We start from the raw sequence: 14,185 nt of genomic DNA on the forward strand, positions 1-14,185 counted from the left end.
ATGACCGGCCGTCACTCACCCGCCGCGCACGCCGCGGCGGTCGTCGGCATGGCGGTGCTGCTGCCCGGCGCCGCGGACCTCGACGTCTACTGGCGCAACCTCCGCGACGGCGTGGACGCGATCCGCGAGGTGCCCGAGGGGCGGTGGGACGCCGCCTACTACCGCCCCGGCTCCGCCACCGGGCCGGCCCTCGCCGACCAGGTGTACTGCCGGCGCGGCGGATTCGTGGACGGCCTGGCCGAGGTCGAGGTCACCCGGTACGGCATCATGCCCGCCTCGGTGCCCGGCACCGAGCCCGACCAGCTCATCGCCCTCGACGTGGCCGCCGCCGCGCTCGCCGACGCGGGCGGTGCCGATCGGCTCCCCGACCGCGACCGGATCGGCGTCGCCCTCGGCCGGGGCGGCTACCTCACCCCCGGCCTGGTCCGACTCGACCAGCGCGTGCGTACGGCAGGGCAACTCGTGCACACGCTCGGCGAGTTGCTGCCCGAACTGTCTCCTGCCCAACTGGACCGGGTGCGCCGGGCCTTCACCGACCGGCTCGGCGCGGACAGCCCCGAGTCCGCGATCGGCCTGGTCCCCAACCTCGCCGCCTCACGGATCGCCAACCGCCTCGACCTGCGCGGCCCCGCCTTCACGGTGGACGCCGCCTGCGCCTCCTCACTGGTCGCCGTCGACCACGCGGTCGGCGAACTCGCCTCCGGACGCTGCGACATGATGCTGGCCGGCGGGGTCCACCACTGCCACGACATCACCCTGTGGAGCGTCTTCTCCCAGCTCCGCGCACTCTCCCCGACCGAGCGCATCCGCCCCTTCCACCGCGACGCCGACGGCATCCTCATCGGTGAGGGCACCGGCGTCGTCGTACTGAAACGGCTCGCGGACGCGGAACGGGACGGTGACCGCGTCTACGCGGTGATCCGGGGCACCGGCGTGGCCAGCGACGGCCGTACCGCCGGACTCGCCAGCCCCGATCCCGGTGGGCAGGCCCGTGCGGTGCGCCAGGCATGGCGGGCCGCCGGCCTCGATCCCACGGCGCCCGGCTCCCTCGGCCTGCTGGAGGCGCACGGCACCGCGACCCCGGCCGGTGACGGCGCAGAACTCGCCACCGTGCGCGAGGTGTTCGGGCCGGGGACGGTGAACGGTGACGGGCGTGCGGTCCTCGGCTCGGTGAAGTCGATGATCGGCCACACCATGCCGGCCGCCGGAGTGGCGGGTCTGGTCAAGGCCGCCCTCGCCCTCCACCACGGCACCCTGCTCCCGACCCTGCACTGCGACGACCCCCACCCCGCCCTCGCCGCGACTCGTTTCCGCACGCTGGAGCGGGCCGAACCGTGGGAGACGGACCCCCGGCAACCGGTCCGGCGGGCCGCCGTGAACGCCTTCGGGTTCGGCGGGATCAACGCCCACGTGGTGCTGGAGGAGGCGCCGGGGGGCCGGCCGACGGTCCCTCTTCCCGGCCCAGTGACGCGCCCTCGGTCGGCAATCGAAACCGAACCGGCTCGCCCAGCGGTCGATCCGGCGCGCCCGGCAGTCGATCCGGCCCGCCCGGCCGCCGATCACCTGCCGGTTCGACCGGGAACCGGTCCGATGCGACCGTCAGCCATGATGACGTCGGCTCGTACGGCAACCGGTCCGACACCAGTGCGACCGGCAGTCGTCACGACACCGGCCCATCGGATCGAGGTGCGGGTCACCGAGCCCGAGCGGGTGCTGCTGCTCGCCGCCGACGGCGCCGACCGGCTGGCGGAGCTGCTGGACCGGGACGACACGGCCGTCCTCGGCTCCGGCCTGGACCCCGCACGGGCGCACTCCGAGGCCGGTCCGGCCCGGCTCGGGATGGTCGGTCCCACCGCCAAGCGGCTGGCCCTCGCCCGGCGCGCGGTCGCCAGGGGGCGGGCCTGGCACGGCCGAAACGACCTGTGGTTCCGGCCCGCACCGCTGCTGGGGCAACGACGACCGGAAGGCAAGCTGGCCTTCCTCTTCCCCGGCCTGGAAGGCGACTTCACCCCCCGCGTCGACGACATCGCCGCCCACTTCCACTTGCCGCCTCTCCGGGGTGCCGGCGTCGACGCCGGGGACGTGGGCCGGCACGGATTCGGTGTCGTCGGCGCCGGCCGGCTCCTGGACACGGCGTTGCGCCGCATGGGGCTGGTCCCGGACGCGGTCGCCGGGCACAGCGTGGGGGAGTGGACGGCCATGGCGGTCGCCGGACTGTACTCGGGCGCTCAGGTCGACGCGTTCATGGACGGGTTCGACCCCGACACGGTGACCGTCCCGGGCCTCGCCTTCGCCGCCGTGGGCGCCGGTGCCGCACGCGTGCGCGCCGAACTCGACACGGCGTGGGCCGGTTCCGGGATCGTCCTCTCCCATGACAACGCACCGCACCAGGCGATGGTGTGCGGACCGGACGAGGCAGTCGAGGAGTTCGCCGGGCACTTCCGCGCCCAGGGCGTCCTCTGCCAGGTCCTGCCGTTCCGCTCGGGCTTCCACACCCCGATGCTCGAACCGTACCTGGAGCCCATCAAGGCCGCCGCCGGCCGCTTCCGGCTGCATCCGCCGACCGTGCCCGTCTGGTCGGGGACCACGGCGGCGCCCTTCCCGGAGGCCGAATCGGCGGTACGGGAGCTGTTCGTACGGCACCTGCTGGAACCCGTGCGCTTCCGGCAGCTCACCGAGGCGCTGTACGCGGCCGGTCACCGCGCCTTCGTCCAGGCAGGACCCGGCCACCTGGCCTCCCTCGTCGACGACACGCTGGGGGACCGCGACCACCTGGCCGTCGCCGCGAACTCGCCGCACCGCGAGGGCATGGCCCAACTGCGGCGCGTGGCAACGGCACTGTGGACGGCGGGCGCCGCCGTGGCCCCGACCGTCCCCCACCCGACGACCCCGAGCGTCCCCCACCCGACGCCCCCGACCCTCACTCAAGCGACGGCTCCGACCAACTTGCGGCCGACGGCCCCGACCGCTCCCCGCGCCGCCGCCTCCGGCCGGCCGCCGGTCCGCCTCGACCTCGACGGCGCCCTCGTCTCGCTCACCGGACCGGACCTCGACGCCCTCCGGGCCGAACTGCGCCCGAGCCGACCGGCGGCGGGCCGGACAACGGGGCCCGGCGCATCCCCCCTCGACGACCTGGCCACCCGCATCCCGGCCGCCGCCGAGCTGACCGCACTCCTGCGGGAAACCGCGGACACAGCGGTGCACCTACTCACGGCACGCCGGGCCCGCCTCCCAGCCACCGCCCAGGCCACCACGCCGCCGGCCCCGGCAGCCGCACCGCCCGCCCCCGCAGCGCAGCCCCCGGCGTCTCCCGGCACCCCCGCGCAGCCCCCGACCTCTAGCGCCACCTCCGCACACGCCCCGGCGTACCCCGCCACCCCCGCGCACCCCCCGGCATCTCCCGCCCAGCCCCCCGCACCCCCCACCGCCGCCACCACCACCCAAACCCTGCGCATCTCCCCCCACTCCATGCCCCACCTCCTGGACCACTGCTTCTTCCCGCAGCGTCGCGGATGGCCGGATGTAGACGACCGTTGGCCGGTCGTGCCCGCCACGACGATCATCCGGCACATGATGGAGGCGGCGGAGCGAGCGGCCCCGGGGCTGACGGCGACCGCCGTGCACGGGGCCCGGTTCGACCGCTGGCTGACCGCCACGCCCCCGGCCGACGTCCAGGTGACCGTCGCCCGAGACACCCCGGACCGGGCCACCGTGACCTTCGGTCCGACCGCTCGCGCCGTGGTCGAACTCGCCCCACGGCACCCGGACCCGCCCCCGCCCCACCTCGCCGACGGCCTCGGCCCCGAACGCACCCCCCGGCACAGCGCAGCCCAGCTCTACACCGACCGGTGGATGTTCCACGGCCCTGCCTACCAGGGCCTCACCGACCTGACCGCGATCGGCGACCGGCACATCCGGGGAGTGATCACCACCCCCGCTGCGCCCGGGGCCCTGCTGGACAACGTCGGCCAGCTCCTCGGCTACTGGATCATGTCGACCCGCATCGAGCGGACCGTCGTCTTCCCCGTGCAGATGCGCCGGATGCGCTTCCACGGCCCGCACCCGGCGACCGGCACCCGGGTCGGCTGCCTGATCCGGATCACCGAACTCACCGACACCCTCCTGGAGGCGGACGCCGAACTCACCGTCGGCGGCAGGGTGTGGGCGGTGATCAGCGGCTGGCAGGACCGCAGGTTCGACAACGACCCGCAGACCCGGCCCGCCGAACGCTTCCCGGAGCGCCACACCCTCTCCGAGGCCAGACCCGAAGGCTGGGCGCTGGTGCACGAGCGCTGGCCCGACCTCGCCTCCCGCGAGCTGATCATGCGCAACACGCTGGGCGGTGCCGAACGCACCGAGTACGCCGGACGTCCGCCGCGCGGCCGCCGCCAGTGGCTGCTCGGCAGGATCGCCGTGAAGGACGCCGTACGGCACTGGCTCTGGAACCACGGCGAGGGACCGGTCTTCCCGGCGGAACTCCGGGTCGGCAACGACGAGTCGGGCCGGCCCCACGTCACCGGCGTGCACGGCCGCGTCCTGCCCCCGCTGGACGTCTCCCTCGCCCACCGCGCCGAGACGGGCGTGGCGATCGTACGGCCGCACAGCGCGCGGCCCGGACCCGGTATCGACGTCGAGGAGGTCACCCCACGCGACCCGGCGACCCTCGCCACCGCGCTCGCCCCGGACGAACTCCGGCTGCTGCACGCCCGGTGCGCGTCCGGGACCGACCCGGAGGCCGTGTGGTTCACCCGCTTCTGGGCCGCGAAGGAAGCCGTCGCCAAGGCCGAGGGCACCGGATTCGACGGCAGCCCCAGGGACTTCACCGTCCTGCGGGCCGCGGCGGACGGCAGCCGGCTGCTCGTCGCGGGCCGCATGTATCCGGCCTACACCGTGCACTGCGCGCCCGTGAGCTACCCGCCCGCCCTCCCGGCCCGCGACCTCGTGGTGGCCTGGACGACCGGCCCGGCGGACGTATCCGGAAGAGCGGACGTATCCGGAAGAGACGATGTGGAGGACCCCCACCGATGAACCCCACCCGCCTGACCCCCGCGCAGCCCACCGCGGACACCGCGGACACGTCAGACACCGCGGACACCGCGGCCACCGTGCTCGCCGACGTCACCGCCATGCTCCGCACCGTCCTGGAGGAGTACGGCGACGACGACGTGCTGATAGGGATGTCCACCACCTTCAACCGCGACCTGGAGCTGGAGAGCATCGACCTCGTCACCCTCGCCGGCCTCCTGGAGGAGCGCTACGGGAGGCGGGTCAACCTCGCCGAGTTCCTGGCCGGGATGGAGTTCGACGAGATCATCGAGCTGACCGTGGGCCGGCTCGTCGAGTACGTGGTGTGGAGCCTGAAGGCGCCGGAGGCGGGCTGAGCCATGGCCATGGTCGACACGGGCCGCATCCGGCTGCACGTCCAGCGCACGGGACCAGCCGACGGCCGCACCCCCCACGCCACCGTCGTCCTCGTCCACGGACTGCTCACCGACAGCCTGGCCAGCTACTACTTCACCGTCGCTCCGGCCTTCGCAGCCGCCGGCCTCGACGTGGTCATGTACGACCTGCGCGGACACGGCCGCAGCGAACGCCCGCGCGCGGGCTACACCCTGGACCACAACATCGACGACCTGGAAGCCCTCCTGGACCGGCTCGGCGTCAACGGTCCCGTCCACCTCGTCGGCAACTCCTACGGCGGCACGATCGCCTTCGGCTACGCGGCCCGCCACCCCGCGCGCGTGGCCGGGCTCACCCTGATCGAGTCCGAGCCGGCGACCACCGCCTGGGCGGGGAAACTGGGCGGCATCCTGCGCCGGGTACTGACCGAACTGGCCCACAACGAGCCGGACGTCATCGCCTGGATCACCGCCCACCGCGGCCACAACACCGCCCGCCTGGCCAAGGGCGCGGCCCGGCTCGCCCGCGAGACCACCCTCGGCCGGGACATCCCCGCCAGCCGCGTGCTGACCGAGGACGCGATCAGGGCCGTACGCTGCCCGGTCCTCGGCGTGTACGGCGGCGACTCCGACCTGGTGGAACTGGCGCCCCGCATGGCGGCGCTGCTGACGGACTTCCGGCCGGTCGTGCTGCCGGGCCACGAGCACTCGGTGCTGGTGGAGGCCGCCGGGACGGTCGGCGGCCACATCCTGGACCTGATCCGCTCCGTCGAGGGAGCGGGGGCGCGGTGAGCGGCTTTCTGTTCGTCGTCCCGCCGCTGGTCGGGCACATCAACCCGGCCGTGGGTGTCGCGGCCCGGCTCACCGCCGACGGGCACCGCGTCGCCTGGGCCTGCGCCGACCCCGCACTGGTACGGCGGCTCGCGGGCGCGGACGCCCACGTGTACGCCTGCGCCGGCCCGGTGCCGGGCGCCGAGGGAGCCGTACGACCGCCGGACCTGCGGGGCGCCGAGGCGCTGCGGTTCCTGTGGGAGTGGTACCTGCTGCCGCTCGCCGACGCCATGGCACCCGGTGTCCGGGCGGCCGTCACGGAGTTCCGGCCCGACGTGGTCGTCGCCGACCAGCAGGCCTTCGCCGGCGCCCTGGTGGCCGAGCGCCTCGGCGTCCCCTGGGCGACTTCCGCCACCACCTCGGCCGAGTTCACCGGCGCCTACGACGGGCTGCCCAAGGTCGCCGCCTGGCTGCGGAACCAACTGGCCGCCCTCCGCGCCCGGATCGGAACCCCGGCGGGCATCGCCGACCCCCGCTACTCACCCCATCTCCTGCTCGTCTTCAGCACCCCCGAACTCATCGGCCCCCAGGCGCCGTTGGGGGAGCGAATCCACTACGTCGGACCGTCCCTCGCCGACCGCCCGGCCGGACCCGGCTTCCCGTGGGAGTGGCTGGACCCCGGCCGCGCCAAGGTCCTGGTGACCCTCGGCACCGCCAACGCCGACGCCGGCGGACGCTTCCTCGCCGAGTGCGGCACCGCGCTGCGGGAACGCGCCGACCGGGTGCAGACGGTGCTCGTCGACCCCACCGCACCCCCGGCTGCCGGCGGCACCGACAAGGACGTGCTCACCCTGCCGTCCGTGCCCCAACTGCCGCTGCTGGAACGGATGGACGCGGTCGTCTGCCATGCCGGCCACAACACCGTGTGCGAGGCGCTCTGGCACGGCGTCCCGCTGGTCGTCGCCCCCATCCGCGACGACCAGCCCGTGGTGGCCGGCCAGGTCGTCGACGCCGGCGCGGGCCTCCGGGTCAGGTTCGGCCGGGTCACCGCGCCCCGCCTGGGCGCGACCCTCGACACCGTCCTGCACGACCCCGCCCATCGGGCCGCCGCCGCACGCATCCGCACCGCCTTCCGGGCGGCGGGCGGCGCCCGCACGGCGGCGAACCACCTCGCACGACTGGCAGCGGCCACCCACGGGTGAACCGGCCCGACCCGCAAGCCGACGCCGACCGCAAGCCGCCGCCGGACCGCACGCCGCCGACGAGAAGCCCCGCAGAGCCGATGACGAGGAACCCCGCAGAGCCGATGACGGACAACGGAGAGCCGATGACCGACCCCGAGAAGGACACCGACCGCGCCGACCACACCGCCCGGATCGCCGCCCTGCGCCCCGCCTACCAGGCCGACCTCGCCGCCGGGCCCGACCACTTCCTCGGCCCCCGGCGCACCACCTGCCCCTGGTGCTCCTCCGCACGGCTGACCACCCGCCTGCGCACCACCGACCTCCTCCAGCACAAACCCGGCCGCTTCACCCTGGACCACTGCACGGACTGCGGCCACACCTTCCAGAATCCCCAACTGACAAGCGAGGGACTGGAGTTCTACTACCGCGACTTCTACGACGGCCTGGGCGAACAGCGCATGAGCGGCACCTTCGGCGGACGGGCCGCGATGTACGTCGGCCGGGCCGAGGCGATGCTGCCGCACGACCCGTCACCGAAGATGTGGCTCGACGTCGGCACGGGCCACGGCCACTTCTGCGAGGCCGCCCGCACGGTCCTGCCCGGCACCGCGTTCGACGGGCTCGACTTCACGGAGGGTGTCGATCTCGCCGCCCGCGAGGGCCGCGTCGAGCACGCCTACCGGGGTGCCTTCCCCGACCTGGCACCCGACCTCACGGCCCACTACGACGTGGTCAGCATGTTCCACTACCTGGAGCACAGCACCGACCCCGACCGGGAACTGAGGGCCGCCCGCGAGGTGGTCCGCCCCGGCGGGCACCTGCTGATCGAGGTACCGGACCCGGAGAGCCGGTACGCCCGCCTCCTCGGCCGCTGGTGGCTGCCCTGGCTGCAACCGCAGCACCTGCACTTCATGCCGGTGGCCAATCTGCGGCGCCGCCTCGCCGACCTCGGTTTCACGGTGGTCGCGGAGCAGCACGCCGAGCCGCACGACCCGGTCGACCTCCTCGCCGCCGTCTGGCTGGCCCTGGACCACACCGCCCCGCGCGAGGACGCGCCCTGGCTGCCCGAGCCACCCGGCCGCCTGCGCCGGGCGCTGCGCACGGCCCTCCTCCTCGGCGGCGTGCCGGCCCTGGCCCTGGCCACCCTCCTCGACCGCCTCGCGGTCCGGCCCGTCTCCCACCGCCTCGGCCTGGCCAACGCCTACCGGCTGATCGCCCGCCGGATGTGACGCACGCGAGTCCGCCCACGAGCAACCCGACCGGGTAGCCTTGGCGTCTGACACGGCAGAGACGGCTACACGGGAGGAACGGGGCGTGCACGTCCAGGAATGGCTCGACTCGGTCCCCGCGGGCGCCGTCTACGCGATGGTGGCCCTGGTGATCGGTCTGGAGAGCCTGGGCATCCCGCTGCCGGGCGAGATCATCCTGGTCTCCGCGGCGCTCATGTCCTCCCAGCACTCCTCCGGGATCAACCCGATCGTCCTGGGCGCCTGCGCGACCGCCGGCGCGGTGATCGGAGACTCCATCGGCTACGCGATCGGCCGCAAGGGCGGACGTCCCCTGCTCGCCTGGCTGGGCGGAAAGTTCCCGAAACACTTCAGCGAGGGCCACGTGGCCACCGCCGAGCGCTCCTTCGAGAAGTGGGGCATGTGGGCGGTCTTCTTCGGCCGCTTCGTCGCCCTCCTCCGCATCTTCGCGGGCCCCCTCGCCGGCGTCCTCCACATGCCCTACTGGAAGTTCCTGACCGCCAACGTCCTCGGTGGCATCTGCTGGGCCGGCGGCACCACAGCCGTCATCTACTACGTGGGCGTAGTGGCGGAAGGCTGGCTGAAGAAGTTCTCCTGGCTGGGCCTGATCGTGGCGGTACTGATCGGCCTGCTCTCCATGCTGATCCTCAAACGCAAGGCCAAGAAGAACCAACCGACGTCCGAGGAACGGCAACCTGTAACCGCCGGGGACTGAAGTGCCCCGTCAGGGGCGCGGGGCTGTATCGATATGCGGCTCCGCCGCGTGGGCGCGACAAGCCACAACACACCCGCACCCGCCAGCCCCCCTACTCATGCACCCCCCGATGCGCCTTCCCCAACTCCGCGTACAAGGTGCCGTTGAGAGTAACCCCCTCACGCTCCTCCCTGCTGAGCTCGCGCCGCACCTTCGCCGGGACCCCCGCCACCAGCGACCCCGCCGGCACCACCATCCCCTGCGGCACCAACGCCTGCGCGGCGACGAGCGACCCCGCCCCGATCACCGCCCCGTTCAGCACGGTCGCCCCCATCCCGATCAGGCAGTCGTCCTCCACGGTCGCCCCGTGCACCACCGCGTTGTGACCGATGGACACCCGCTCACCGACGCTCACCGGAAACCCGGGATCGGCGTGCAGGGTCACGTTGTCCTGCACGTTCGCGTCCGCGCCGACGACGATCCGCTCGACGTCCCCGCGCACCACGGCCCCGTACCAGACGCTCGCTCCCGCGCCCAGCGTCACGTCCCCGATCACCGAGGCCGTGGGTGCCACGAACGCCTCCGGATCGATCCGCGGCTCCTTGCCGCCGATACCCACGACCAGCGCCTTGTGCGTCATCGCCGTCTCACCGTCTCCCCAGGTCCTGGTGTCCTCGCGTCCCGGTGTCCTCAGCGGCACGCGCGCGTACGCGCACAGTACGTCAGACATGGGGCAAAGATCACAGCAGCCCGCTCTCTCGCCCGAGGCAACCGATGAGTAACGTGAGCCCGTGCCCGAGCCCAAGAACACGTTCTCGTCCTGGCGACGCGGTCTCGCCCAGCGAGCCGTCCACGCGGCCTGGGCCTGGGCGCAGCGCCGGGGATCGGTCACGGCCGAGCACCCCGCGGGCTACCGCTTCGGTGCGATCGGGGAGTCGACCAGGCTCGCGTTCCCGCTGGGCACGGTCTTCGGCGAGCCGTGGATCCACCTGGGCGCGCACTGCATCATCGGCGAGCAGGTCACCCTCACCGCCGGTCTGATGCCCGACCTGGACCTCGGGCCCGAGCCGATCCTGCGCATCGGGGACGGGGTCGTCCTCGGCCGCGGCAGTCACGTCATCGCCGACACGACCGTCACCATCGGCAGCGACTGCTACTTCGGGCCGTACGTGTACGTCACCTCGACCAATCACTCCTACGACGATCCGGACCAGCCCATCGGCAAGCAGTGGCCCCGGATGGAGCCGGTGGAGATCGGCGCGGGCTGCTGGATCGGCACCGGCGCGGTGATCCTGCCGGGTGCGCGGATCGGGCGGAACGTGGTCGTCGCGGCGGGCGCGGTGGTGCGGGGCGCGGTGCCCGACCACGCCGTGGTGGCCGGGGCGCCCGCCAGGGTCGTACGGCGCTGGACGCCCGACGACGGCTGGCAGCCGCCGCTCAGGACGCCCGCCCCGGTGCCGATCCCCGACGGCACGACGCCCGAGCAGTTGCTGGCGCTGGCCGGCCTCGACGAGGACGGCATCGAGCGACTGGCCCGGCTGGAGGCCGACGGCTGAGTCGGGCGGTGGCGGACGGCTGGGCCGGCCGGCGGTCGGCGACTGAGTCCGTCGCCGGCCGGCGGTCAGCCGGTGGCCAGCAGCAGCGTGCCCAGCAGGGCGAGGCCCGCGCCCGCCGCCTGGACGGCCCGCAGCCGTTCGCTGAGGAAACCGCGCGCCGCCAGCGCGGTCACCACCGGGTACAGCGAGGCGAGCACGGCCGCCACGGTGACCGGTCCGTGGTGGGCGGCGACGGAGTAGGTGCCGTTGGCCGCCACGTCGGCGAGACCGACGAAGCCCAGCGCGGGCAGCGCGGACCAGGCGAGACCGCCCTCCGGCAGGGCTGCGGCACCCCTCCGGACGGACACGTACAGGGCGGCGCCGCCCGCCGCCACGTTCGTCAGGCGCTGCACGAACAGCGCCAGGAACAGACCGGTGAGCGTGGTCGAGGCCTCGGAGATCAGCACGAACACCGCGCCGAAGCCGAGGGCCGCGACCAGCGTGAGCAGGATCGTGCGCCGCTGCACCGCGGCGCCCCGCAGTTGTGGGCCGCCGGCCAGCACGACACCGGTGACCGCGACCGCGATCCCCGCGACCTGCAGCAGGCCCGGCCGCTCGCCCAGGAACAGGCCGACGCTCACGGGGACGGCCACGCTCAGCGTGGCGAGCGGGGAGACCACGCCCATGGGGCCGAGCGCCAGCGCCTTGTAGAAGGAGATCATGGCCACCGGGCCGACGAGCCCGGCGGCGAACGCGAACCACAGGCGGGGGCCGGCCTCGCTCCAGCCGCCGGTGGCGACCACGATCACGCCCAGGACGGCCGTCGCGATGGTCTGGGACACGACCACCACGGTCAGCGCGGGCGTACGTCGTGTGAGCAGTCCGCCGCCGAAATCGGCCAGTCCCCACAGGAGACTGGTGGTCAGGGCGAAGAATGCTGTCACGGCCCGCCTCGCAGTACAGTTCGGTGAACGATCAGGTGCATCACACGGTAGTTCACTGAATTGAACGCTGTCATCGAAGATATTTGACTTCTCGCATAATGGACGGAATGTGTCGGACCTCGAACTCCTGACCCAATCCCTGGCGCGCAACGTCAAGCACTGGCGCGCGGTGCGCGGCTTCACCCTCGATGTGCTCGCCGCCCGGGCCGGTGTCAGTCGCGGGATGCTCATCCAGATCGAGCAGGCCCGCACCAATCCGAGCATCGGCACCGTCGTCAAGATCGGTGACGCGCTCGGCGTCAGCGTCACCACCCTGCTGGACTACGAGCGGGGCCCGCGGGTCCGCATCGTCCCCGCCGACCGGGCCGTACGGCTGTGGCACACGGACACCGGCAGCTACAACCGGCTGCTGGCCGGCACCGAGGCGCCCGGACCACTGGAGATGTGGGACTGGCGGCTGATGCCGGGGGACAGCAGCCCCTCCGAACCGCACCCCGGCGGCACTGTCGAACTGGTCCACGTCCTCGCGGGTGAACTGACGCTCACCGTGGACGGCGAGGACCACCTCGTCCCCGCCGGAGCCAGCGCCTCCTTCGAGGCGAACACGCCCCACGTCTACGGCAACCGCGGCGAGGCCCCGATGGAGATGATCATGGCGGTCTCCGTGCCGCCCGTGGCCTGAGGCTTGTTAGCGTGCGGCCATGCGCGCACCGATCGGAAACTTCGACACCGCCACCCCCGCCCCGGACTGCCTCGACGCCCTGATCGCTCCCGTCGCCGACGCCGTACGCCACTGGCAGGGAGGCGTCCCCGCCGAGCGGATCCTCTACGTCGACACCGAACCGGAGTGGGCCGACACCGCCGTCTTCGTCGAGCACTACGGCAGCGACCTGGTGGAGCGGTCCGCGAACTGCGTGGTGGTCGCGGGCAAGCGGGGCGGCGGGACCACGCTCGCCGCGTGCCTGGTGCTGTCCACCACGCGGGCCGACGTCAACGGTCTCGTCCGCCGTCAACTGGGCGCCCGCAAGGCGTCGTTCGCCTCGATGGACACGGCGACCGGCGAGACCGGCATGGAGTACGGCGGCATCACACCGGTCGGACTGCCCTCCGGCTGGCCGCTGTTCGTGGACCCGGCGGTGATCGACCTGCCGTACGTCCTCGTGGGCAGCGGCCGCCGCCGGGGCAAGCTGCTGGTGCCCGGCAAGGCGTTCGCCGAACTGCCGGGAGCGGTGGTGCTGGAGGGACTCGGGCTCGGGCTCGCCTGAGCCGGGGCTTTCCCCGCCCGGTTCACGCCGTCAGATGGTGGGCCAGCGCCAGATGCGGGTCCGTCTCGCCCGGAGCCGGCGCCGGATCGGCGTGCACGAGGGCGGCCGTCAGCCTCGGCACGGCGTGCAGCAGCGCGTGTTCGGCGTCGACGGCGACCGCGTGCGCCTCCCGCACGGTCACGTCACCGTCCACCACGACCGCCAGCTCGGCCCGCAGCCGGTGCCCGATCCAGCGGAGCCGCAGTTCCCCCACCTCGCGCACGCCCGGCACGCCCCGCACGGCTCGCTCGGCCCGGTCCACCAGCTCCGGGTCGACGGCGTCCATCATGCGCCGGAACACCTCCCGTGCCGCGTCCCGCAGCACCAGCGCGATCGCGGCGGTGATCAGCAGCCCCACGACCGGGTCGGCCAGGCGCCATCCCAGGGCGGCACCGCCCGCGCCCAGCAGCACGGCCAGCGAGGCGAACCCGTCGGTGCGGGCGTGCAGCCCGTCGGCGACCAGCGCGGCCGACCCGATCTCGCGCCCCACCCGCATCCGGTACCGGGCCACCCACTCGTTGCCCGCGAACCCGACGAGGGCGGCCACCGCGACCGCCGGCACGTGCTCGACCGGCCGCGGGTCCAGCAGCCGTACGGCGGCCGTCCAGGCGGCGAAGGCGGCGGACACGGCGATGGTCAGCACGATCACGAGCCCCGCCAGGTCCTCCGCGCGCCCGTAGCCGTAGGTGAAGCGCCGGGTCGCCGCCCGTCGGCCCAGTACGAAGGCGATGCCCAGCGGTACGGCCGTCAGCGCGTCGGCGGCGTTGTGCACCGAGTCCCCGAGCAGCGCCACCGACCCGGACAGCGCGACCACCACCCCCTGGGCGGCGGCGGTCGCGCCCAGCACGGCCAGCGACACCCACAGCGCCCGCATGCCGCGCGCGGACGACTCAAGCGCCGTGTCCAGCTTGTCGGCGCTCTCGTGCGAGTGGGGGGCGAACAGATGGGCCAGCCGGTGCCGGAGGCCGGCGGCGGGGTGCGGACGGGGGTGGGCGTGCCCGTGATGATGGGCGTGCCCGTGATGATGGGCGTGCCCGTGACGATGGTCGTCGTGGTCGTGGCGGTGGGTGTGCCGGTCGGTCACGAGGGTCCCCTTCCCGTGGCGGT

The 14,185-nt window shown here is 73.8% G+C and carries 12 protein-coding genes; 9 read left to right on the forward strand and 3 right to left on the reverse strand.

All coding sequences use genetic code 11. The features are described 5' to 3' along the window. The 6 genes from DBP14_RS30470 (at nt 1) to DBP14_RS30495 (ending at nt 9,316) form a co-directional block, all read left to right on the forward strand. Nucleotides 1-5,028, forward strand: coding sequence for a type I polyketide synthase (locus DBP14_RS30470; RefSeq protein ID WP_129310563.1), 5,028 nt, complete (start codon nt 1-3; stop codon nt 5,026-5,028). Between the two features lie 98 nt (nt 5,029-5,126). After that, nucleotides 5,127-5,381, forward strand: coding sequence for an acyl carrier protein (locus DBP14_RS30475; RefSeq protein ID WP_129312161.1), 255 nt, complete (start codon nt 5,127-5,129; stop codon nt 5,379-5,381). A 3-nt stretch (nt 5,382-5,384) separates the two neighbouring features. After that, on the forward strand, nt 5,385-6,191 hold the full coding sequence (locus tag DBP14_RS30480; protein ID WP_129310565.1) for an alpha/beta hydrolase: 807 nt from the start codon (nt 5,385-5,387) through the stop codon (nt 6,189-6,191). Beyond that, on the forward strand, nt 6,188-7,372 hold the full coding sequence (locus DBP14_RS30485; RefSeq protein ID WP_129310567.1) for a glycosyltransferase: 1,185 nt from the start codon (nt 6,188-6,190) through the stop codon (nt 7,370-7,372). Before DBP14_RS30480 ends, DBP14_RS30485 begins: the two co-directional genes overlap by 4 nt. Before the next feature lie 125 nt (nt 7,373-7,497). After that, entirely contained in the window at nt 7,498-8,583 is a 1,086-nt protein-coding gene (locus DBP14_RS30490) for a class I SAM-dependent methyltransferase (protein WP_206739482.1), read from the forward strand. 85 nt (nt 8,584-8,668) lie between these two features. Continuing rightward, complete coding sequence (locus DBP14_RS30495; protein WP_129310569.1) at nt 8,669-9,316, forward strand: DedA family protein; 648 nt, start codon at nt 8,669-8,671, stop codon at nt 9,314-9,316. 91 nt (nt 9,317-9,407) lie between these two features. On the opposite strand, the gene DBP14_RS30500 is transcribed toward DBP14_RS30495, so the two are convergent. Beyond that, complete coding sequence (locus DBP14_RS30500) at nt 9,408-9,935, reverse strand: gamma carbonic anhydrase family protein (RefSeq protein WP_129312163.1); 528 nt, start codon at nt 9,933-9,935, stop codon at nt 9,408-9,410. Nucleotides 9,936-10,086: 151 nt separating this feature from the next. Here DBP14_RS30500 and DBP14_RS30505 point away from each other — a divergent pair, with 151 nt between their 5' ends. Next, entirely contained in the window at nt 10,087-10,851 is a 765-nt protein-coding gene (locus DBP14_RS30505) for an acyltransferase (protein ID WP_129310571.1), read from the forward strand. Between the two features lie 65 nt (nt 10,852-10,916). Here DBP14_RS30505 and DBP14_RS30510 read toward each other — a convergent pair whose 3' ends face one another. Beyond that, the gene (locus DBP14_RS30510; RefSeq protein WP_129310573.1) at nt 10,917-11,774 is read right to left on the reverse strand and encodes an EamA family transporter; all 858 of its coding nucleotides are present in this window, start codon (nt 11,772-11,774) and stop codon (nt 10,917-10,919) included. Nucleotides 11,775-11,883: 109 nt separating this feature from the next. On the opposite strand from DBP14_RS30510, the gene DBP14_RS30515 reads away from it, so the two are divergent. Together DBP14_RS30515 and DBP14_RS30520 are read left to right on the forward strand one after the other, a co-directional pair. Beyond that, nucleotides 11,884-12,456: an XRE family transcriptional regulator gene (locus DBP14_RS30515; protein ID WP_129310574.1), complete on the forward strand. Its 573-nt coding sequence runs from the start codon at nt 11,884-11,886 to the stop codon at nt 12,454-12,456. 19 nt (nt 12,457-12,475) lie between these two features. Further along, nucleotides 12,476-13,039, forward strand: coding sequence for a YbaK/EbsC family protein (locus tag DBP14_RS30520; protein WP_129310575.1), 564 nt, complete (start codon nt 12,476-12,478; stop codon nt 13,037-13,039). 22 nt (nt 13,040-13,061) lie between these two features. Here the strand turns inward: DBP14_RS30520 and DBP14_RS30525 are convergent, their stop codons facing one another. Next, a complete protein-coding gene (locus DBP14_RS30525) occupies nt 13,062-14,162 on the reverse strand; it encodes a cation diffusion facilitator family transporter (protein ID WP_241741072.1) in 1,101 nt (366 codons plus the stop codon). Between the last annotated feature and the right edge of the window lie 23 nt (nt 14,163-14,185).

Origin of the sequence: Streptomyces sp. L2 (assembly GCF_004124325.1) — a bacterium.
In the GTDB taxonomy this organism is placed as follows: domain Bacteria; phylum Actinomycetota; class Actinomycetes; order Streptomycetales; family Streptomycetaceae; genus Streptomyces.